This window comes from Sphingobacterium sp. PCS056 (assembly GCF_023273895.1).
GTDB lineage: Bacteria > Bacteroidota > Bacteroidia > Sphingobacteriales > Sphingobacteriaceae > Sphingobacterium.
The window spans coordinates 1,863,116-1,884,627 of the sequence record NZ_CP096883.1 but is presented as its reverse complement, the minus strand read 5'-3'; the positions used below and the strand labels follow the sequence as shown (position 1 = coordinate 1,884,627).

Here is a 21,512-nt window from a genome sequence, read left to right as displayed (position 1 = left end):
TTGCATGTTTGCAGAAATTCATCTGCGTTTGGAAGAAAACAGGGGTTACATGACAAAGAAAATCACACCAGATTTAGGTGAACAAAATGAAGTTCAAGTATTTGGAGCACGTGTACACAATCTCAAGAATATTGACATTTCATTTCCTAGAAACGAATTGGTTGTTATCACGGGACTAAGTGGTAGTGGTAAATCGTCATTAGCTTTTGACACGATCTATGCAGAGGGTCAAAGGCGGTATATGGAGACATTTAGTGCATACAGCCGTCAGTTTTTGGGTGGCATGGAGCGACCTGATGTCGATAAAATTTCCGGATTGAGCCCTGTTATTTCTATTGAACAAAAAACGACGAGCAAAAATCCGCGTTCGACAGTCGGTACCATTACTGAGGTTTATGATTTTATGCGTCTGCTATTTGCACGTGCGAGTGAGGCATTTTCTTATATAACGGGCAATCGCATGCAGCGCATGTCTGATGATCAAATTGTGGATCGCATTCTGACTGATTTTGATGGGCAAGCACTAAATATTTTGGCTCCTGTTATTAAGGGCCGTAAAGGTCATTACCGCGAATTATTTGAACAAATCCGTAAGCAGGGTTATGTAAAAGTCCGTGTAGATGGTGAAATCGTAGATCTCACGCCAAAAATGCAGGTGGATCGGTATAAAATACATGATATTGAGATTGTAGTAGACCGACTTAAAGTAACTGCCGATGATAAAAAGCGCCTGCAGACATCTGTTATGCAAGCGATGAAAACAGCGAAAGGAATTATCAAAGTGGCTAATCAGGAAAATGATGAACAATTTTTCAGCCGCTACTTAATGGATGCTGAATCGGGTATTTCTTATGATGAGCCACAACCGAATACCTTCTCTTTTAATTCGCCATATGGAGCTTGTCCAAAATGTGATGGTCTAGGTTATATCTTTGAAATTGATAAAAACACCGTTATTCCTGATCGTAAATTAAGTATTCAAAAAGGAGGTTTAGCGCCACTAGGCCCTGCAAAGGAAACTTGGAATTTCCAAGTTTTAAAAGCGGTTGCTAAAAAACTTGATTTTTCTCTGAGCACTCCTTTAGAGAAATTAACAGAAGAACAACTCGACACGTTACTATTTGGTGCTGAGGAACCTATTTCAGTAGCTGTTTCATATGGTAGTTATGATGTACGCGATTATCGGATCGAATTTTCAGGTATTTTCAAAATGCTTGAAGAGCAATCAGGCAAATCTAGCGACGATATGTCTTCTTTAGATGATTTCCGATCAAAAATAGTCTGTCCAACTTGTCAAGGAGCACGATTGAAGAAAGAATCGTTGCATTTTAAATTTGCAGGTAAAAACATCTATGAACTGGCGCATATGGATATCAAATCCCTGTACGAATGGTTTTCAAATGTAAATGCTTCTTTGGATGAACGCCAACAGATCATCGCAACTGAAATATTAAAAGAAATACAGTCGCGCTTAGGATTTTTATTGGATGTGGGATTAAACTACCTGACTATAGATCGTTCTTCAAAATCACTTTCTGGAGGAGAAGCTCAACGTATCCGACTTGCGACACAAATCGGTTCTCAGCTCGTCAATGTCTTGTATATCTTGGATGAACCGAGTATTGGTCTCCATCAAAGAGATAATGAAAGACTGATCAATTCTTTAAAAAATTTACGTGATATTGGCAACTCGGTATTAGTTGTTGAACATGATAAAGATATGATTTTGAATGCCGACTATGTCATCGATATGGGACCTGCTGCTGGTGTAAATGGTGGTCAGGTGGTGGCTGAGGGCAAACCAAAAGATATTTTAAAATCAAAATCGTTGACAGCTGCTTATTTAAACGGTAAAAAAGAGGTTGCCATCCCTTCTGAAAGAAGAACTGGTAATGGAAAAACATTATCGCTAAAAGGAGCTACAGGAAATAATTTAAAAAATGTTTCTGTTGATTTTCCATTAGGAAAATTGATTTTAGTATCAGGTGTTTCCGGTTCTGGAAAATCAAGTCTGATTACAGGTACATTATATCCGATCTTAAATAAACATTTTTTCCGCGCAAAAGGTATTCCTCTTCCTTATAAGAGTATTGATGGATTAGAGCATATTGATAAGGTTATTGAAATCGACCAAAGTCCAATCGGTCGTACACCACGATCAAATCCTTCTACTTATACAGGTGTATTTTCAGATATCAGAACCTTGTTTGTTCAACTACCTGAAGCGAAAATAAGAGGCTATAAACCCGGAAGATTCTCCTTTAATGTCAAGGGTGGACGCTGTGAAACCTGCCAAGGTGGGGGAATGAAAGTCGTTGAAATGAACTTTCTACCTGATGTTCAGGTTCCTTGTGAAACATGTCATGGAAAACGCTATAACAGAGAAACTTTGGAAGTACGCTTCAGAAGTAAATCCATATCCGATGTATTGGACATGAGTGTGGATGAGGCTGTTGTTTTCTTCGAAAACATCCCTTCTATCTATCGTAAAATAAAAACATTGCAGGATGTTGGCTTAGGATATATTACATTGGGACAGTCATCGACAACGCTATCTGGAGGTGAAGCTCAACGGATTAAATTGGCTACTGAGCTCTCTAAAAAAGATACCGGTAACACCTTCTATATCTTGGATGAGCCAACAACTGGTTTACACTTTGAAGACGTGAATGTGTTGATGGGTGTGATCAACCGCTTGGTTGACCGTGGTAATACCATCTTGATCATTGAGCATAATTTAGATGTGATCAAGTGCGCCGACTGGGTCATCGATATTGGTCCTGAAGGAGGTAAAGATGGTGGTAAAGTATTATTTTCTGGTACACCAGAAGGCTTAATCAAAAATAAGGATAGCGAAACGGCCCGATTCCTAAAGTTGGAAATGAAATAATCCAGATTAAATTTGATACACCTAGTTGGTGTATCAAATTTAAAGCATGAAAGTTGATAAGTAATGTAATTTATACGACAACTTTCTAACGGAATTAAAATCATTCCTCATTAATTTCGTAACTTCGCATCATATGTCGGATATTATTCAATTACTACCAGATAATGTTGCCAATCAGATTGCAGCAGGTGAAGTCGTACAAAGACCTGCCGCTGCTATTAAAGAATTGATTGAAAATGCTATAGATGCTGGAGCTGACAAGATACAATTGATCATCAAAGATGCTGGAAAATCATTAATTCAAGTGATTGATAATGGTTGTGGAATGAGCGTGACGGATGCACGTCTTTGTTTTGAACGACATGCTACTTCCAAAATTCGTAAAGCAGAAGACTTGTTTGCCATTCGTACAATGGGATTTCGTGGAGAAGCGATGGCTTCTATCGCAGCCATTGCACATGTGACATTGAAAACACGTCGATTTGAGGATGAATTGGGTACTGTTGTCGAGATCGAAGGTTCAAAAATCATCACTCAAGCTCCTGAAGCAGTAGCTGCAGGCACCAATATTTCTATTAAAAATCTTTTTTTCAATATACCCGCACGCCGTAACTTTTTAAAAAGTAACTCGGTAGAAATGCGCCATATTATAGAAGAATTTCAACGGATAGCATTAGCTAATCCGGAGATCTTTTTGACTCTACATAGTGATGGAAATGAAATGTTTCATTTACCAGCGGAGACCTTAAAACAGCGTATTGTTCATCTTTTTGGGAATACATACAATCAGCGATTAGTACCTGTGGAAGAGGATACTTCTATTATTAAGGTGAATGGCTTTGTCGGTAAGCCTCAATTTGCTAAAAAAACAAGGGGTGAGCAATTTTTCTTTGTCAACAAAAGATTTATCAGAGATCATTATCTGAATCATGCTGTTATGAATGCCTTTGAGGAAATTCTTCCTGCAGAGACCTTTCCTTTGTATGTATTATTTATTGATATTGATCCTTCAAAAATCGATATTAATGTTCATCCAACGAAGACCGAGATTAAATATGAAGATGAAAAAGCGATTTATGCCATCATCCGATCTGCTGTCAAAAGATCCCTCGGTCGCTATAACATTGCACCATCGCTGGATTTTGAGCAAGAAACAGGTTTTTCGAACATGATTACTCCAAAACCTTTGGATGAAATCATTGTGCCTACCGTTAGTTTCAACCCTGATTTTAATCCTTTTGAACCGGATCAAGTCACTAAAACAACATTTTCACGTGCTGATAACTATATGGCAGGTTTTGAGAAAAAATCGGCCATTCCACAAAATTGGGATACTTTATATCAAATCACAGAGCGAGATGAATCCATGCAGTTGCCGCTTGAACATGAGCAGCAAGAGCGTTCTATTCATCAACTACCCGGGGTTAATAGTCAAGTAACTACCAAGCAGTTTTTTCAAATCCACAATAGATTTATTGTCTCGCAGATTCATTCTGGAGTCATGCTCATCGATCAACAGGCGGCACACGAACGTATTTTGTTTGAACAATTCAAATCACAGCTCGACCAACACAAAGGATTGAGCCAACAAAGTTTATTCCCACAAAGTATTGACTTAAATCCATCAGATAATGAATTGATGCAAGATCTTTTGGAAGATATCCAAAGTTTAGGGTTTCAAATTCGTTCATTTGGTAAAAATAGTTACATTATTGACGGTATTCCTGCAGATCTAGGGACTGGAATTGATGAACGTAAAATCATTGAACAGATTTTAGAAGACTATAAAAACAATTTGAGCGATTTTAAAATTGAAAAACGCGAAAATTTAGCGAAAAGCCTAGCACGCAATGCTGCAATAAAACCAGGAACTTTCTTGGATAACAATGCGATATCAGAACTTATTGATCAATTATTTGCTTGCGAATCTCCAAATATTTCTATTTTCGGAAAACCAATCGTTATTACCATTACCTTACAGGAACTCCTAGAAAAGTTTAGTAAAAACTAATTTAAATTTATGAATAGCGCTAACCCTCTTTCAAATTTACCTACAGTAACTAAAAACTTACTTATCATAAATGTGGTTTGTTTTGTTGGTTCGATGATCTTTGAAAACTCAACGAGACTTTTTGGGGTCTATTATCCTGACTCTCCTTTTTTCAATGTGTGGCAAATCATTACCTATATGTTTATGCATGGAGGTTTTACACATATTTTCTTTAATATGTTTTCACTAGTGATGTTTGGTCCGATCATCGAACAGGTATTGGGATCAAAGCGTTTTCTAAATTTTTATTTATTAACTGGAATTGGAGCTCTGGTTCTTCAATTTGGCGTTCAGGCATTTGAAGTGTATCAAATCGCTGGTGTAGTTAATCCAGGCAGTAGTCTAAAGTTTGATATGATCTCGGGCATGGTATATAGCGACAGCCCTAATATATCTCAGGCAGGTTTAGGAACTTTAGTTTCAATCTATAATACGCCATTGGTAGGTGCTTCTGGTGCTATTTATGGTTTGTTGTTAGCTTTTGCCTACTTATTCCCCAATCTCAAGCTTGCACTTATCTTTATACCTGTACCGATAAAGGCGAAATATTTTATCCCAATCATGATCTTGATTGAAATCTATTTAGGATTTTCAAATTCAGGAGGGTCTATTGCCCATTTAGCGCACGTTGGAGGAGCATTATTTGGTTACCTATTGCTAAAAGCTTGGGGTATTAAAAAAGGAATATATTAATTATCTTTATAACATGAGGGAAAATTCGTTCAAAAACTTTATCAGGACAACCTTCGGTTCAGGATCCCCTATTCCATTTATTATCAGTGGAAATGTTGCTCTGTTTATCTTGATCTATCTTTTTGATATTCTTTTTGAATTGAAGATTATACCTATACCTCTTTTTCAATGGACGGTCGATCAATTAAGTTTACCAACAAATTTTCAAGCTTTTATTCAACAGCCTTGGTCTCTACTGACTTACAATTTTCTTTATACGGGACTATTTAATGTTGCTTTTGATTGTTTATGGCTCTATTGGTTAGGGAATATTTTCTTCAATTTTCTAAGTAAACGACAATTTCTGTTTATTTATATCTTTTCTGGGTTGCTTGCGGGACTGATCTTTTTGATCTTTTCACATCTTGCACTTTTTTCTAATTTACCTAATCCTTATTTAAATACAGGTTCGATCACTATTGCGGCCATTTTAGCATCAATAGCGACTTTAGTTCCTAAGTATGAACTGAGGCTTCTATTATTTGGAAATGTAAAATTAAAGACCATTGCTATTGTGTATTTTGCCATACAATTCTTATTCTTCATACTGACAAATAAACCAGCTGCTATCAGTTATTTTTGCGCTGTTATATTTGGCATGGGGTACACTTATGCATTGCAATCTGGTATGGATTGGTCTAAAATATTTAAAAAGAAAGATAAAAAACGTTCAAAACTAAAAGTAGTAGTCGGACATGGTGAACGATCAATGCCTCAACACCGATATGATTTACCCAATCAGGATCAGATCGACCAAATATTGGATAAGATATCTTTATCCGGATACGATAGTTTAAGTACTCACGAAAAAGAAATTCTATTTAAAGCAAGCAATAACAATAAGATAGATGGCTAGGCGGGCACTCGTAAAAAAAAGATTGGGTTATTTGAGCAGGACGGTTTTCATTTTCAACATTCTTGCCATTGTTGCCTTATTGATTAGTTATTCAGCCGCTTTCATCAATCCTAAAACATTTTGGCCAATTGCTTTTTTTGGTCTAGGATACCTGCCTATTCTCCTTATAAACATCGGTTTTATTGCTTATTGGTTATTACGAAAGCCAAAAATGCTAATCTTTTCTTTGCTGACCATCCTAATCGGATGGCCTTTATTAACCAAACATTGGAACCCCAGGTCCACCGCTCCAATTACTGCAAAAACAACAGATTATATTCGTGTTTTAAGTTTCAATGCTCATCTTTTTAAGGATATACACGATGCTAAGAAAAACTTTAAAAATGATGCCTTGACAATATTGGATAGTATCAAACCTGACATCGTATGTTTTCAGGAATATTACAGTAAAATAAAAGGAAAATACGTCATCTCCAATGAATTTAAAATCAAACTGGGGTATGACTATCATTATTTTGCTGAAAGTTCTAAGAATGATTATGAGGCTTATGGTATGACTATTTTTTCGAAATATCCGATTGTGAATTCAGGAAATATTTTAGACAATGACTATGGTATCAATCGAATTTCTTATGCTGATATTAAGAAAAATGACAGTACAATTCGCGTATACAATGTTCATCTCAGATCATTTGCGCTTCAAAATGAAGATAAAGAATTTATTCAAAATCCATCAAGTAAAAATGAAACCCACAATCAAGCTTCAAGACGTTTGGGCAGAAAGCTAAAAAATGCTTTTGAATTCAGAAGTGAGCAAGCTAGTTCTTTAAAAAGACATATGAACGCCTGTACTTCTCCGTACATCGTGATGGGAGATTTTAATGATACACCAATGAGTTATTCTGTAAATCTAGTGAGCAAAGGTCTTCATAATGCCTTTAAAGAAAAAGGTGCCGGCTGGGGAGTCACACATTATGAAATGTTGCCGATCTTTCAGATTGATTATATTTTTGCCAGCCCTGCATTTGAGGTATTAAATTATCACGTGGTCAAAAGAAAGCTATCTGATCACTATCCGATCTGGAGTGATCTAAAATTGAAAAACTAGCTGATCTGAATACCTAATGCACGTAAGGCACTTGCAACAAATTGATCTTTCCTGTTCTTGATCTTAAAATAAGCTTCTCTACCAAAATAATACCGCCCGACCAAAGCTTCGATGTCAGACTGAATGATCTGATGAAGGCGATCTGCCTCTAACTTATTGACCGCAATACCTTTTCTAGATAAAAAGGAAATAAAATCATTAAATTCTTGATCTGGTAAATTATAACCACTTAAGAAATTTTCTATTGAGTATGCTGGCAATTTCTTTGTAAAACGATCATAGACAAACTCTTGTATACTATTGGAATGATAAATCTCTCTATACTTGGCACTTATTTCATTGGAGTCTATAGGGATTACAATATCAGGCTGTATACCTCCTCCTCCAAATAACATTTTGCCTTTGCTAGTGGTATACATTTCATGTGTATTATACTCTGTATCCAATGTCCAAAGATCAAATGTGGTCATATATTTAGACTGATCATAATTTGCCCGAGTATACTTTCTTTGAATACACCGTCCTAATGGCGTGTAATAGCGAGCAACAGTCAGGTTGACTGCAGATCCATCTGCAAAGTCAAACTGCTCTTGAACCAATCCTTTTCCATAAGATCTGCGACCGACTACGGTACCTCTATCCAAATCCTGTAGAGCTCCGGTCACAATTTCACTTGCCGAGGCTGTTTCTTCATTAATAAGAACAACAATACGACCGTCACTAAAGTTGCCCGGCTCGGTAGAGAAGTAGTCACGACGTAACTCGTTTGCTCCTTCAGTATACATCAACAGGCGTTTCTCTTTGAAAAACATGCTGGCCATTTCAATGGCGGTATGTACATAACCACCACCATTACCTCTAAGGTCTAAAATCAGATCTTGGGCGCCACTTTTTTTCAGGTCACGCAATTTAATTTTAAAATCTTCGGAAGTCTGATGCCCAAAGCGTCGGATTTTTACATAAGCAATTTTAGGTGCTATCATGTAGGAGGCATCTAATGTACTTACGGATACTTGATCACGTACAACTTTTAAAGGTGTAGTTAGAATTTCATCATTACGTTTGATCATGATATCAACGGTAGAACCCTTCTTACCACGAATTAATTTATCGACCACGTGCTCGGTAACACGAACACCGGCAATATTTCGATTGGCTATTTTAATTAAACGATCGCCAATTTTCATTCCTGATTTTTCTGCTGGACCACCAGCGATCATACCCACAACTAGCAGTGTATCGTTGAGATTAAAATATTCAACACCAATACCATCAAAGGTTCCTTCAAGGGCTTCTGCTTGCGCTAAACGTTCGTTGGGTTTAAGATATGTAGAAAACGGATCTAATCGGGTGATGATATGTTGAATGGCTTCATCTTGAATGGTATCTAGGCTCACCTTATCCACATAATTATCTGAAATTAAGTTAACTAAATATTGAACTTTCTCAGAATTTCCAGTTAATCCACCGGCTAGAATAGAAGTCGATTGTTTATTACCTTGTTCATCGGCATATTTCTGCCCAAGCAATAGACCCACGAGTAAAACTCCTGCGTATGTTGCTGCTACAAAAATATTCCGTTTTATACTTCCTTGCATATGAAAAGATGCTTCAAAAATACTAAGTTTTATTCATTAATACCACAATAAATGACGTGATTTTTATGTTAAAACAAAAGTTATTAAAAGTGGTTAATATCTGAAAGTTTTCTCAACTTTGTCTTTGTAACAATCAAATAATCTGCCAAAATGCACGAAATTGAACCTTTTTACAATTGGAGACATGATTATATTGCATCGGAAGATGAACAATCTCCTTTTTATGGAACAATATATAATGAATTTGAATACGATAAACAGATTTATAATTTCCTTTTACATCCCCAATGGGATGATTTTGGTTCACATACGCTGTATTTAAAAGTACTATTTGTGGACTATGAGAAGCAGTATGGTATCATCGAGCTTATCGGCGAATGGAATGATGCAATTGACAACGATATCATGATCTTGAAACGTGAATTGATTGATTTAATGATCGCCGAGGGAATCAATCATTTTATATTGATAGGTGAAAATCTACTTAATTTCCATGCTTCTGATGACACTTATTATGAAGAGTGGTTTCAGGATATTGAGGATGGCTGGATAGCTGCTGTCAATTTTAGACAGCATGTTGTTACGGAATTTATGCAAAATAACATCGACTATTATATCAATTTCGGCGTACATCTTAATGATCTTCCTTGGCGCACTTTAAAACCCATTCAAATTTTTCACCATATCAATGAACAATTAACAAAACGATTGAATGGTTAGGGAGATTTGAAGAAATTATGACATTCAAATTCAATTAAGATGAACTCTTTGAATGGCTGTTCTCTATATTTTTACTTAACTTTGTTACATCAAAAAAATCAAACGCTATGTCATTTAGAATAGAAAAAGATACCATGGGTGAAGTTCAAGTTCCAGCAGATAAATACTGGGGAGCTCAAACAGAACGTTCACGCAACAACTTCAAAATCGGTCCTGCAGCATCTATGCCTCATGAAATTATCGAAGGTTTTGCTTACTTAAAAAAAGCTGCAGCTTATGCTAATGCTGAATTAGGTGTATTACCTATTGAGAAACGTGATGCTATCGCAGCTGTTTGTGATGAGATCTTAGCTGGTCAATTGGATGATCAATTTCCATTGGTAATCTGGCAAACAGGTTCGGGTACGCAATCGAACATGAATTTAAATGAAGTCATTGCAAATCGTGCTCAGGTATTAGCTGGATTCAAAATTGGAGAAGGTGAGCCTGTTTTAAAAGCGAATGATGATGTAAATAAATCACAATCTTCAAATGATACTTATCCTACTGGTATGCACATCGCAGCCTATAAAGCTGTAGTTGAGGTGACCATACCAGGTGTTGAAAAACTTCGTGATACCTTAGCAAAGAAATCTGCTGAGTTTATGAAAGTTGTCAAAATTGGCCGTACGCACTTAATGGATGCTACCCCTTTGACATTAGGTCAAGAATTATCAGGCTATGTTGCTCAATTGAGCTACGGTATTAAAGCTGTTAAAAATACGTTAGCGCATTTATCTGAATTGGCTTTGGGTGGTACTGCAGTTGGCACTGGATTAAACACGCCTGCTGGATATGATGTACTAGTAGCGAAATATATTGCACAATTTACAGGCCATCCTTTCATTACGGCTGAGAATAAATTTGAAGCTTTAGCTGCTCATGATGCCATCATTGAATCTCATGGCGCATTGAAACAATTAGCTGTTTCCTTAAATAAAATTGCTAATGATATCCGCATGTTGGCTTCTGGTCCACGCTCGGGTATTGGTGAGATCATCATCCCTGAAAATGAACCGGGTTCTTCTATCATGCCTGGAAAAGTAAATCCAACTCAGTGTGAGGCTTTAACTATGGTTGCTGCACAAGTAATGGGCAATGATGTTGCGATCACAATAGGTGGTACTCAGGGTCATTATGAACTGAATGTTTTCAAACCATTGATGGCTGCTAACTTTTTACAATCTGCTCGCTTAATCGGTGATGCATGTATATCATTTGAAGAGCACTGTGCTAGCGGTATCGAACCAAACTACGCTCGTATTAAAGAATTAGTAGATAACTCTTTAATGTTGGTAACGGCTTTAAATACTAAAATTGGCTATTATAAGTCTGCAGAGATTGCTCAGACCGCACATAAAAATAATTCGACATTAAAAGAAACAGCCATCGCATTGGGTTATGTAACTGCTGCTGAATTTGATGAGTGGGTAAAACCTGAAGATATGGTCGGGAGCTTAAAATAAGCTTATGATGTCCTATCTAACTAAATTTAAAGATATAAAAGCATACCTATTCGTTACAATAGGTATGCTTTTGCTGTTTGGAAGCTGTAAGTTTAATTCGGAAATGCAGAGTGAAGGTGCAAGCTATCTGCAAGGAGAATGGAAGCAAGATAGTATTCCTCATCAGGACAAAATGCTGCAATATACACTTACTGAATTTCGTTTCACTTGTGATTCGATCTATGCCCGTATGTATGTTCATTCGAAAACAAAACAAATCGCAGATAGTTGTTACAATAATGGTTCTTGGATTGAATATGCTAAAGGCCTCTACGTTGTCCGCGGTGACAGTGTCATCGTAGATGGTATATATGTCAAAGAAAATGGAAAACAAAAATTATCGGGCTGCTACCGTCAGGGGCAGTATTTACCCCGATTTAAAGTTGCTTTCCATTCAAAGGACTCTTTGGTATTAGAAAATAAATATGATCAGCGCCCTATCATTTTACGGAAAACAAAAGACGTAATTTGTGTCCCACAAAAGCGCTGGCAATAAAAACAAACTAAACATGACATAGCCATTTAATCATTAAATGGCTTTTTCTATCATTAATGACGCGCTCGTCACTATCTGAGCAAAAAATATGAATAAAGGAATTATTGCATTGGCCTTTGGAGGTCTTGCTATAGGAATGACAGAATTCTCGATGATGGGAATCTTGCCTGATATAGCAAAAGATTTGAGCATCGACATTCCAACCGCTGCCCACTTAATAGCATTGTATGCTATAGGAGTTGTTGTTGGAGCTCCAACGTTAGTATTGTTATCAGGAAAATACCCACCTAAGAATGTATTGCTATTTTTAATGGTGCTATTTTTCATTTTTAATGGATTATTTGCCATTTCACCGACTCACTTTACGATTCAACTCTCTAGGTTTATGTCGGGATTACCACATGGAGCTTTCTTTGGTGTGGGTTCTGTGGTTGCTGCAAGACTAGCTCCAAAAGGAAAAGAGGCTCAAGCTATATCGATCATGTTTACGGGAATGACCATTGCAAACTTGGCTGGTGTACCGCTCGGAACATATATCGGTCATCATTACTCATGGCGCATTACTTATGGTGTCATCAGTGCTCTTGGTCTGCTTACATTTATGATGATATATCTGTGGTTGCCAAAAATTGAATCTTCTAAACACAATGACATCATCGCACAACTCAGTTTTTTTAAAAAGAGTGAGGCTTGGTTGCTGATGGCTATTATTTCCATCGGGACTGGAGGACTTTTTGCCTGGATCAGCTATATCGCTCCATTAGTTACCAATGTATCTGGACTTGAAGCGAATCGGGTACCACTCATAATGGTTTTAATTGGTATTGGCATGTTCTTTGGCAATCTTCTAGGTGGAAAATTGGCAGATACCATTTCTCCAACAAAAGCGGCCATTGCTAGTTTTAGTTCCATGGCAATATGTCTAGTCATTGTTTTTTTTATCTCTCCATTTCAATGGTCTGCGTATATCATGGCCTTTATTACTGGCTTAGTTTCCTTTACTATTGGTCCTCCAACGCAGATGATGTTAATTAGAACTGCTAAAGGAGCAGAAACATTGGCTGCTGCAGGTGGTCAGGCTGCCTTTAATTTAGGAAATACTTTAGGTGCCTATTTAGGGGGTATTCCGATTGTCTATGGACTGGCTTACAATACACCCTCTTTGGTAGGTGTTGGTATGGCGACAATTGGCGCTTTACTTACTTTGGTATTTTTGGTACAGTATGTGCAAAAGAATCGTATTCCAATTGCAGACTAACGGATAAGATGCCACACAAACTCAGCTATATCAGCATCCTACGTATTATTGCAACTATTGCAGTTATTGCGATACATGCCTCATCGGGTTATCTCAATGGCTCTGATATAGCTGGTTTTGATTGGAAATATGCCAACCTAATCAATAGTTTTACACGCTTTTCTGTCCCTGTTTTTGTGATGCTCTCAGGGGCTCTCCTATTGACAAAGGAGGAAAATACAAGTGAATTTTATAAAAAAAGATTACTTAAACTCTGCTATCCATTTATTTTCTGGACTATAATTTACATCTTTTACAATACGGATGTAATTCATTTAGGGAAAGATGAATTGATTGAAACGATTGTCTATAGACTTAAAAATGGTGCAAATGCACATTTGTGGTATCTATACATGATCATAGGTCTTTATCTGGCAATTCCTTTTCTTCAAAAAATAGTGCAACATGCAACAACAAAAGAACTGGAAATATTTCTGATCTTATGGTTTGTCTCCTTGTTTATTTTTAATAAAAACTTACCTACTTATCTGCCTAAATTAGATCTCACATTTTTCTCTAGCTACACGGGATACTTAATTTTAGGTTATTATTTGAACATAAAAGATTTTGGTTCCTTGAAATGGTGGTTTTTGGGTATTTTTATCATTACCGCATGGGGTACTTCCTATTTTACCTATACAATGAGTTTGAATGCGCATGAGTTTCGCCCTCTTTTATATGGGTACTTATCACCTAATACTGTTCTTATAGCAGCTAGTTTATTTATTTTTATCAAATCCGTATCAAAAAGTAGGACACTTCCTAAATGGGCCATTTGGATCGACCAATATAGCTTTGGTATATACCTCTGTCATATTCTTATACTAAATTATGTACATCCGATATTACCAGTTGGAACGTTTTTAAAGATTCCATTAGCGACTTTTATTACACTTTTAATCAGTATACTACTCACTTATAGTATTCGTAAGATACCGCTAGGTAAATACGTTTCAGGCTAATAAAAAAGCTTCAATTGAATCAATTGAAGCTTTTTTATATTTTAGATTGTCGCAGGACTAGAAAGGTAAATCATCATCGTCATTTGAACCTGACAAGTCAACTGGAGCTGGCATTTCAGCATAACCTGGAGCAGGAGCTGAAGCGGCAGTATTGGCCAATTTTGTAACTCTCCAAGCAACTAATGAATTGAAGTATGTTGTTACACCTTCTTTATTTGTCCAAGGACGACCACGTAAATTGAAAGAAACTTCAATTTCTTCACCTACTGTTAAACCATCAAAAATTGATGTTCTATCTTGAGTAGCTTCAAAGCGAATATATTCAACAAACTGCGGATTCTCAGCGTAAGCCACGATTATATCACGCTTTTTAAATGACTCTGTTACTTGTTGCGTAGCACCTATTTCGTGTACTTTTCCTCTAATTTCCATAATCAAAAATATTAAACCGTAAAAATAAGCATTTTTTGAGTAAGAGATTAACTAACTTTGTACAAATATTATGGAAGTTTTCAACACCCCCAATAAAATCATCATCACTTGCAATAAGAGACTTTCTCCTTATTTGCAACAAGAAGTCGAAGAACTTGGCTTCGAGATCAAACGTTCATTCTCTACTGGTGTAGAATTATTTAACACTTTGAATGAAACGATTAAATTAAATTTAAACTTGCGTACGGCTTCGCAGATCTTATATTCTATCAAAGAATTTAAGGCATCAAACCCTCAAGAGCTATACGATGAATTGAAAAACATCGCTTGGGAAGAACTGATTGCTTTTGATGGATATTTCTCTGTGACTTCGAATGTGGATAATGAAACAATCACTACGCCATTATTTGCAAATTTGAAGGTTAAGGATGCTATTGTAGATCGTATCAAAGAAAAGAAAGACATCCGTCCTAACTCAGGTTCTGACAGTAATAAAGCTGTTGTGCATTTGTATTGGAAAGATGATCGTGCCGAGGTTTTCATCGATTCATCTGGTGAAACATTAGCAAAGCATGGCTACCGTAAACATCCCGGAAAAGCACCGATGCTAGAAGCATTAGCTGCTGGCACAATTTTAGCTTCTAAATGGGATGGTCAGTCGTCTTTTGTCAATCCAATGTGCGGTTCAGGTACTTTGGCAATCGAAGCGGCATTGATCGCGACCAATCGTCGTCCAGGCCTTTACCGCATGAACTATTCGTTTATGCACTTTATAGGGTATGACGAAGAGGTGTTTTTTCAAGAGAGAAGAAATCTGAAAGAACAGGTCAACAAAAAAGCAAATCCAAAAATTGTAGCTTCGGATCTTTCGCAGCAGGCAGTAGATATTGCGATCATGAATGCCAAGACAGCGGGTGTAGATCAGCTGATTGATTTTCAAGTTTGTGATTTTGCAGATACAACTGTACCGCAAGAAGAAAAAGGAATTGCTATATTTAACCCAGAATATGGTGAACGCCTTGGTAATCATAGTCAACTGGAATTAACATATAAACGTGTAGGTGACTTTCTAAAACAAAACTGCAAGGGTTATAGAGGTTATATTTTTACTGGAAATCCTGATCTTGCAAAGAAAATTGGATTACGTGCTTCCAGAAAGGTAGAATTTTATAACGGTAAACTGGATTGTCGTCTATTAGAATACGAATTGTACGAGGGAACTCGAGAAAAACCAAAAGTAATTTATGAATAAGATTATTGAAAGTACGGTTGCATTTGTACAGGACAGATTAAAATTTGCTGAATCTGGTCATGATTGGTCTCATATCCAACGCGTATGGAACAACACAAAATTAATTCTTCAAACGGAAGATGCGGATTACCAAATTTGTGAATTAGCTGCTCTACTTCATGATATCGCGGATAGTAAATTCCATGATGGAGATGAATCCATTGGTCCGCGTGTTGCCGGTGAATTTTTATCATCATTGGATCTAGATAAGGAGGTTATTGACCATGTTCAAAAAATTATTTTAAACATGTCATTTAAAGCAAGTCTAGGAGAAATCGCTTTCCACTCAAAGGAACTTGAAATCGTTCAAGATGCTGATCGCCTAGATGCAATCGGTGCAATTGGTGTTGCCAGAGCGTTTAATTATGGCGGACACAAAAACAGAGAAATGTACAACCCTAATATTGCTGTTCAAGAATATCAGGATAAAGAAAGCTACAAACATTCTGAAGCACCTACAATCAATCATTTTCATGAGAAACTTTTATTGCTAAAGGATAAAATGAATACAAAAGCTGCTCAAGCAATTGCCGAAAAAAGACATGCATTTATGCTTTCTTTTTTAGATGAGTTTTACGCGGAGTGGGAAGGTAAAAGATAAGATACATAAAACTTAATATTTCCTTAATTAGGAGATTATAAAAAAATGGTACTTTAGATGATTGAATTGATCATTATCTAGGTACCATTTTTTTTGTTTAAATTTAATTTTCAAAAATCTATAAAGTAAGAGTGTTCACCAGAAACTGGAGAGATTTCAAACTAAAAATCTGCTTAATCTGTCATGAATGGTGCATGATTTAACATTATGGCAATAGCCAAATGATTTATAGCATGAAACCATCATGAGCTAATCACGCTTAAAGGTCTAGATAAATAAAAGACACATGATCGTTCCTTTTTAAGTCACAAACCGAGCTTACGGGCTCACGAAGTAATATATCTGATGAAAAAAAAAGTTTTAGTAATCCTTGCCGCTATGGCCGTTATGGGAATTTCCGAATTAACAGCACAAACAAAAATTATTGCTCACCGTGGAGCATTTAAAAACACTAAGCTACCAGAGAACTCGATCGCTTCTTTAAAGGCAGCTAAAGAGCTTAATCTTTGGGGATCTGAATACGATGTACACTTAACAAAAGATAATATTCTCGTGGTCAATCATGACAACGATTTTTATGGAATTGATATAGCCACATCCACATATCAAGATTTATTAGCTAAAACACATCCGAATGGTGAAAAAATCCCTACGCTTGAAGAATTTATTAAGGCAGGTTTAAAACTTAAGGGACTAAAATTAATCTTGGAATTAAAAACAAACAAATTAGGGTTAGAGCGTACACTGGAAGCTACTGAAAAAGCTGTTGCGTTAGTAAAAGAATTAAAAGCTGAAAAAGTAACAGAATATATTGCGTTCAGTTATGATGCCTGTAAAAAGATTCATGAATTGGATCCGAAAGCTAAAGTATCCTATTTAAATGGCGATATTGCTCCTGACCAAATCAAAAAAGATGGGCTGACAGGTATCGACTATCACCTGAGTGTGTTCACGAAACATCCAACTTGGTTGCAAGAGGCAAAGGCATTGAAATTAACCACTAACGCTTGGACAGTCAATGCGGAATCTGATATGAAATCACTACTTGACCAAAAGATTGATTATATCACGACCAACGAGCCTGAATTGTTAAAGACTTTACTGAAGTAATATGTATAAAGGATCATAGTCATTAACTTATAATAATGAATTCTGACTATGATCCATTCATTGCTTAAAATGGACTGAGGCTAATTATCATGCCTTGACCGCAACTTCTGAATAATAACCTTCGTGTAAATGTTTATAAAAATACTCCTGACCTTTACACACATAAAACTATATGCTAATGAAAAAACTTATTTTTACATTCTTTATCTTAATTACAGGTTTATCCTATTCCATCGCACAACAAATGCGTGTAGCTACCTATAATATCAGACAGAAAAATGATCATGATACCGGAAATATGTGGGATGAGCGTAAAGATGCTGTTGCCAATCTGATCAAATATCATCAGTTTGAAATTTTTGGAATACAGGAGGCATTTATAGAACAAGTAAAGGACCTACAGGATCGTCTACCGGATTTTAAATCTGTGGGTGTTGGTCGTGACGATGGTGCGGAAAAAGGAGAACACTCTTCTATATTTTATAATCAAAATCGCTTTGAAGCAAAGAAGAGTGGTACCTTTTGGTTGTCAGCTACTGATACTAAGCAACCGAATAAAGGATGGGATGCCGCATTACCACGGATCTGTACTTGGGTGGTCTTGAAAGATAAAAAAAGTGGAAAATCATTTATTTTTATGAATACCCACTTTGACCATGTAGGTATAGAAGCGAGAAAAGAAAGTGCTAAATTAATCTTGGCTAAAGCAAAAGAGTTGGCAGGAAATCTGCCACTGATCTTAACCGGAGATTTTAATGTTGATGAACATAATGAAGCCTATTTCACGTTGGCAAACAGTAAAACAGTTGTTGATAGCTATACCGTGAGCCCTCGTCGTTACGAACCTAGCTCGTCTTTTAATGGTTGGGGTAAAAGCATCAAACCTAAAGAACGCATTGACCATATCTTTGTTGTACCTCAAATAAAGGTTTTAGACTATGCTATACTGACGGATACCTATCAAGGAAAATTTCCGTCGGATCACTTTCCTGTGACGATTGATCTGATATTATAAATGATTTGAATTGTGTCAGATTAAAACCTGACACAATTTGACACTTTGGTGGCTACTTACCTTTCCTTTTAAAGTTACATTTGGTTTTATTCCAGCTTGCTATTGATAAGCGTTAATATAAATAATAAGTCTCCTTATTAAACGTTTGAGTCATTTCAGGTTCTAATTTGTAAGTTTACAAAAAAAATAGACATGAAGAATATCTTATCATACGCCTTGATTGCCTCAGGGTTATTATTTGCGACTCACTCTCAAGCACAATCGAAGGGGCTTTCGAAATTAAAAAAAAGCCTAAGTGCTATAACTGATCAAAATAAAAAATCTACAGATAGTACAACTACCAAAACAACTACAGCAAATGCTCCAATAAATATTACTAAAAAAGAAGCTACTTTAGGTGTTAAAGAAGCATTGAGCAAGGGCTTGAAAAATAGTGTAAATATTTTGTCTGCAAAGGATGGTTTTTTGGGTGATGCTGCTGTTAGAATATTAATGCCATCGGAGGCACAAAAAGTTGAAAAAGCACTGCGAGCAGTCGGTATGGGTTCCTTGTGTGATCAATTTATAAGCAGCATGAATAGAGCTGCAGAAACAGCTGTAAGTGAAGCGGGTACTGTTTTTGCTAATTCCCTATCAAAAATGACCATAACAGATGCTTACAACATCTTATTGAGTGGCAATCAAAATGCGGCGACAACATTTTTCAAAACGAATACATCTAATGAATTAACTTCAAAATTTTCACCGGTTATCGACAAAGCAATGGGCGCCAATAATGTATCCGGATATTGGAATCAATTGACTAGTGCTTATAATAACCTTCCATTTTCGAAAAAAGTAGAAACTGATTTGACGAGTTACGTGACACAAAAAGCAATTGATGGCTTATTTGTAAAAGTAGCGGATCAAGAACTGCAAATCAGAGAAAATATTGGTGGATCTAGAAGTACAGATTTATTGTCAAAAGTATTTGGCTGGGCAGATAATCAAAAGTAAGATGAAGCAGAACACTACGTTCTGCTTACATTTTTAAATGTCTTTGATTGATGTAACTAAAAAATAGTCTAGACCAATTTTTGTACTGATATATGCTGACGAGTCCAATCATTAGCAGGATAGACTTTATGAGCAAATTTGCTCCGAAGTAGGGAGTTATCTGCACATGTTTTGCCATTAAGACCAAGGCAAAGAAAACATTGTAAAGCCCACAAAAAATTACATATATCTGAAAGGATTTCTTCATAAATCTTCGGTTTTTTGATGTTCTAAATGCCCATAAGGGAATAAATAAGTAAATCAATTGACCAATATAGACCAATTCCCGATAGGAATCATCTATACTCAAGAGTAAAAATAACTGCACAATAACGAGGAGAAGAAACATTGCTCTTAACAAACGCAACATACTGAAAATCAAAATTTAAGTTTTATAAATTTACAAAATAAATTATGATTTAACAAATGCTAAACTATAAAAGTCAAAATTCGCTAATGGTTACATTTTTTGTAATTTTGTACAGTACGATCACATTAATGAAATAAAAGTATATGAGTAACTTCGAGATCAACAACATCAACGATTTTTCAGTATCTGAAAGATTTCAACGTTATGTTCAAATAGATACACAATCAGATGCAAGTTCACCTACTTGTCCATCAACAGCGAAGCAGAAAAACCTAGGCAAATTGCTTGTTGAAGAATTGTTAGCTTTAGGTATTGTAGATGCTGCAATGGATGATAATGGTTATATCTACGCAACTATACCTTCTAATACAGATAAAAAAGTACCGACGATATGTTTCTGTTCGCATATGGACACATCGCCGGACTCTTCGGGGAAAGATGTAAAACCCTTAGTTCACCGAAACTACCAAGGTCAGGATCTGGTATTACCAGATGACAATAACATCATAATCAAATATGCTGATCATCCTGATTTAGCTAATCAAATTGGCAATAACATCATCACGGCAAGTGGTACAACCTTATTAGGTGCTGATGATAAAGCAGGAATTGCTGAAATCATGGATGCTGCTCGGTTATTGATGCAACATCCCGAAATCAAGCATGGTGATATCAAAATTTTATTTACTCCTGACGAAGAAATTGGAAGAGGTGTTGATAAAGCCGATTTGAAACGATTAGCCGCAGATTTTGCTTATACAATGGATGGTGAGAAAGCAGGTACAATAGAAGATGAGACATTTTCTGCAGATGGAGCAATATTGACTATTCATGGCGTCTCAGTACATCCAGGATTTGCTAAAGGCAAAATGCAAAGCGCTATAAAAATTGCAAGTGCCGTTATAGCTGCCTTGCCTCAAGATCGCCTTTCCCCAGAAAGTACCAACAAGAAAGATGGATTTGTGCATCCTACAAATATCTCTGGTACAGTTGAAAAAGCAGAAATCCACTTTATCATTCGAGATCACAAAACCTCAAATTTACAAAAACATGAAGCGGAATTGGAATCTATCGCGAAAAATATAGTTGAACAATATCCAAACTGTAGCTATACTTTTGAAATAAAGGAGCAATACCGCAATATGAAAGAGATCTTGGATCAATTTCCTCAAATCATGGAAATTGGAATAGAGGCAATTACGAGAGCGGGTATGAGAGCAGAACGCAGAAGCATACGCGGTGGTACTGATGGTTCACGCTTATCTTTTATGGGATTGCCATGTCCTAATATTTTCGCAGGTGGACATGCGTTTCATGGAAAACAAGAGTGGGTGTCGGAACAAGATATGGAAAAAGCAGTTTTAACAATATTACATGTTGCCGCTCTTTGGGAAGAAAAATAATA

Annotated in this window: 18 protein-coding genes; 16 read left to right on the top strand and 2 right to left on the bottom strand. The window is 36.4% G+C overall.

All coding sequences use genetic code 11. The annotated features are described in order from the left end of the window. Nucleotides 1-49: 49 nt before the first annotated feature. From uvrA to MUB18_RS07780, 5 genes are all read left to right on the top strand, one after another. Nucleotides 50-2,890 (top strand): excinuclease ABC subunit UvrA, encoded by a 2,841-nt coding sequence (gene uvrA, locus MUB18_RS07800; protein WP_248755543.1) that lies wholly within the window; start codon nucleotides 50-52, stop codon nucleotides 2,888-2,890. Between the two features lie 133 nt (nucleotides 2,891-3,023). Continuing rightward, the gene (gene mutL / locus MUB18_RS07795; RefSeq protein ID WP_045753838.1) at nucleotides 3,024-4,901 is read left to right on the top strand and encodes a DNA mismatch repair endonuclease MutL; all 1,878 of its coding nucleotides are present in this window, start codon (nucleotides 3,024-3,026) and stop codon (nucleotides 4,899-4,901) included. 9 nt (nucleotides 4,902-4,910) lie between these two features. After that, nucleotides 4,911-5,633, top strand: a complete 723-nt coding sequence (locus MUB18_RS07790; protein WP_045753839.1) for a rhomboid family intramembrane serine protease — start codon at nucleotides 4,911-4,913, stop codon at nucleotides 5,631-5,633. 13 nt (nucleotides 5,634-5,646) lie between these two features. Next, on the top strand, nucleotides 5,647-6,528 hold the full coding sequence (locus tag MUB18_RS07785; protein WP_248755542.1) for a rhomboid family intramembrane serine protease: 882 nt from the start codon (nucleotides 5,647-5,649) through the stop codon (nucleotides 6,526-6,528). After that, complete coding sequence (locus MUB18_RS07780) at nucleotides 6,521-7,636, top strand: endonuclease/exonuclease/phosphatase family protein (RefSeq protein WP_045753841.1); 1,116 nt, start codon at nucleotides 6,521-6,523, stop codon at nucleotides 7,634-7,636. The genes MUB18_RS07785 and MUB18_RS07780 overlap by 8 nt, the downstream gene beginning before the upstream one ends. Here the strand turns inward: MUB18_RS07780 and MUB18_RS07775 are convergent. Beyond that, on the bottom strand, nucleotides 7,633-9,234 hold the full coding sequence (locus MUB18_RS07775) for a S41 family peptidase (protein WP_045753842.1): 1,602 nt from the start codon (nucleotides 9,232-9,234) through the stop codon (nucleotides 7,633-7,635). The genes MUB18_RS07780 and MUB18_RS07775 overlap by 4 nt on opposite strands. Before the next feature lie 150 nt (nucleotides 9,235-9,384). Between MUB18_RS07775 and MUB18_RS07770 the strand changes: the two genes are divergently transcribed. From MUB18_RS07770 to MUB18_RS07750, 5 genes are all read left to right on the top strand, one after another. Next, the gene (locus MUB18_RS07770; protein ID WP_248755541.1) at nucleotides 9,385-9,954 is read left to right on the top strand and encodes a hypothetical protein; all 570 of its coding nucleotides are present in this window, start codon (nucleotides 9,385-9,387) and stop codon (nucleotides 9,952-9,954) included. Nucleotides 9,955-10,061: 107 nt separating this feature from the next. Beyond that, nucleotides 10,062-11,459 (top strand): class II fumarate hydratase, encoded by a 1,398-nt coding sequence (gene fumC / locus MUB18_RS07765; protein ID WP_094773224.1) that lies wholly within the window; start codon nucleotides 10,062-10,064, stop codon nucleotides 11,457-11,459. A gap of 4 nt (nucleotides 11,460-11,463) precedes the next feature. Beyond that, nucleotides 11,464-11,994, top strand: coding sequence for a fumarate hydratase (locus MUB18_RS07760; protein ID WP_248755540.1), 531 nt, complete (start codon nucleotides 11,464-11,466; stop codon nucleotides 11,992-11,994). A gap of 88 nt (nucleotides 11,995-12,082) precedes the next feature. Continuing rightward, complete coding sequence (locus tag MUB18_RS07755) at nucleotides 12,083-13,252, top strand: MFS transporter (RefSeq protein WP_248755539.1); 1,170 nt, start codon at nucleotides 12,083-12,085, stop codon at nucleotides 13,250-13,252. Between the two features lie 8 nt (nucleotides 13,253-13,260). Next, nucleotides 13,261-14,253, top strand: coding sequence for an acyltransferase (locus MUB18_RS07750; RefSeq protein WP_094773221.1), 993 nt, complete (start codon nucleotides 13,261-13,263; stop codon nucleotides 14,251-14,253). A gap of 57 nt (nucleotides 14,254-14,310) precedes the next feature. On the opposite strand, the gene MUB18_RS07745 is transcribed toward MUB18_RS07750, so the two are convergent. Continuing rightward, nucleotides 14,311-14,685, bottom strand: a complete 375-nt coding sequence (locus MUB18_RS07745; RefSeq protein WP_021187916.1) for a DUF3127 domain-containing protein — start codon at nucleotides 14,683-14,685, stop codon at nucleotides 14,311-14,313. Nucleotides 14,686-14,755: 70 nt separating this feature from the next. Between MUB18_RS07745 and MUB18_RS07740 the strand changes: the two genes are divergently transcribed. The 6 genes from MUB18_RS07740 to pepT all read left to right on the top strand — a co-directional run bounded on the left by MUB18_RS07740 (nucleotide 14,756) and on the right by pepT (nucleotide 21,510). After that, the gene (locus MUB18_RS07740; RefSeq protein WP_045753848.1) at nucleotides 14,756-15,937 is read left to right on the top strand and encodes a class I SAM-dependent RNA methyltransferase; all 1,182 of its coding nucleotides are present in this window, start codon (nucleotides 14,756-14,758) and stop codon (nucleotides 15,935-15,937) included. After that, the gene (locus tag MUB18_RS07735) at nucleotides 15,930-16,577 is read left to right on the top strand and encodes an HD domain-containing protein (RefSeq protein WP_045753849.1); all 648 of its coding nucleotides are present in this window, start codon (nucleotides 15,930-15,932) and stop codon (nucleotides 16,575-16,577) included. Before MUB18_RS07740 ends, MUB18_RS07735 begins: the two co-directional genes overlap by 8 nt. 345 nt (nucleotides 16,578-16,922) lie before the next feature. Further along, on the top strand, nucleotides 16,923-17,687 hold the full coding sequence (locus MUB18_RS07730; RefSeq protein WP_094773220.1) for a glycerophosphodiester phosphodiesterase: 765 nt from the start codon (nucleotides 16,923-16,925) through the stop codon (nucleotides 17,685-17,687). Nucleotides 17,688-17,865: 178 nt separating this feature from the next. Next, nucleotides 17,866-18,702: an endonuclease/exonuclease/phosphatase family protein gene (locus MUB18_RS07725; protein WP_045752401.1), complete on the top strand. Its 837-nt coding sequence runs from the start codon at nucleotides 17,866-17,868 to the stop codon at nucleotides 18,700-18,702. A 192-nt stretch (nucleotides 18,703-18,894) separates the two neighbouring features. Further along, a complete protein-coding gene (locus tag MUB18_RS07720) occupies nucleotides 18,895-19,698 on the top strand; it encodes a DUF4197 domain-containing protein (protein WP_248755538.1) in 804 nt (267 codons plus the stop codon). A 552-nt stretch (nucleotides 19,699-20,250) separates the two neighbouring features. Continuing rightward, nucleotides 20,251-21,510, top strand: coding sequence for a peptidase T (gene pepT / locus MUB18_RS07715; protein WP_094773218.1), 1,260 nt, complete (start codon nucleotides 20,251-20,253; stop codon nucleotides 21,508-21,510). The last annotated feature ends 2 nt before the right edge of the window (nucleotides 21,511-21,512 follow it).

Bases quoted from the DNA above. Each gene is read 5' to 3' on its own strand.
- MUB18_RS07775 (WP_045753842.1), bottom strand. From the start codon at position 9,234: ATGCAAGGAAGTATAAAACGGAATATTTTTGTAGCAGCAACATACGCA.
- MUB18_RS07720 (WP_248755538.1), top strand. From the start codon at position 18,895: ATGAAGAATATCTTATCATACGCCTTGATTGCCTCAGGGTTATTATTT.
- MUB18_RS07735 (WP_045753849.1), top strand. From the start codon at position 15,930: ATGAATAAGATTATTGAAAGTACGGTTGCATTTGTACAGGACAGATTA.
- MUB18_RS07785 (WP_248755542.1), top strand. From the start codon at position 5,647: ATGAGGGAAAATTCGTTCAAAAACTTTATCAGGACAACCTTCGGTTCA.
- MUB18_RS07750 (WP_094773221.1), top strand. From the start codon at position 13,261: ATGCCACACAAACTCAGCTATATCAGCATCCTACGTATTATTGCAACT.
- MUB18_RS07770 (WP_248755541.1), top strand. From the start codon at position 9,385: ATGCACGAAATTGAACCTTTTTACAATTGGAGACATGATTATATTGCA.
- MUB18_RS07790 (WP_045753839.1), top strand. From the start codon at position 4,911: ATGAATAGCGCTAACCCTCTTTCAAATTTACCTACAGTAACTAAAAAC.
- MUB18_RS07760 (WP_248755540.1), top strand. From the start codon at position 11,464: ATGATGTCCTATCTAACTAAATTTAAAGATATAAAAGCATACCTATTC.
- fumC (WP_094773224.1), top strand. From the start codon at position 10,062: ATGTCATTTAGAATAGAAAAAGATACCATGGGTGAAGTTCAAGTTCCA.
- MUB18_RS07755 (WP_248755539.1), top strand. From the start codon at position 12,083: ATGAATAAAGGAATTATTGCATTGGCCTTTGGAGGTCTTGCTATAGGA.
- uvrA (WP_248755543.1), top strand. From the start codon at position 50: ATGACAAAGAAAATCACACCAGATTTAGGTGAACAAAATGAAGTTCAA.
- MUB18_RS07730 (WP_094773220.1), top strand. From the start codon at position 16,923: ATGAAAAAAAAAGTTTTAGTAATCCTTGCCGCTATGGCCGTTATGGGA.
- MUB18_RS07745 (WP_021187916.1), bottom strand. From the start codon at position 14,685: ATGGAAATTAGAGGAAAAGTACACGAAATAGGTGCTACGCAACAAGTA.
- MUB18_RS07780 (WP_045753841.1), top strand. From the start codon at position 6,521: ATGGCTAGGCGGGCACTCGTAAAAAAAAGATTGGGTTATTTGAGCAGG.
- mutL (WP_045753838.1), top strand. From the start codon at position 3,024: ATGTCGGATATTATTCAATTACTACCAGATAATGTTGCCAATCAGATT.
- MUB18_RS07740 (WP_045753848.1), top strand. From the start codon at position 14,756: ATGGAAGTTTTCAACACCCCCAATAAAATCATCATCACTTGCAATAAG.
- pepT (WP_094773218.1), top strand. From the start codon at position 20,251: ATGAGTAACTTCGAGATCAACAACATCAACGATTTTTCAGTATCTGAA.
- MUB18_RS07725 (WP_045752401.1), top strand. From the start codon at position 17,866: ATGAAAAAACTTATTTTTACATTCTTTATCTTAATTACAGGTTTATCC.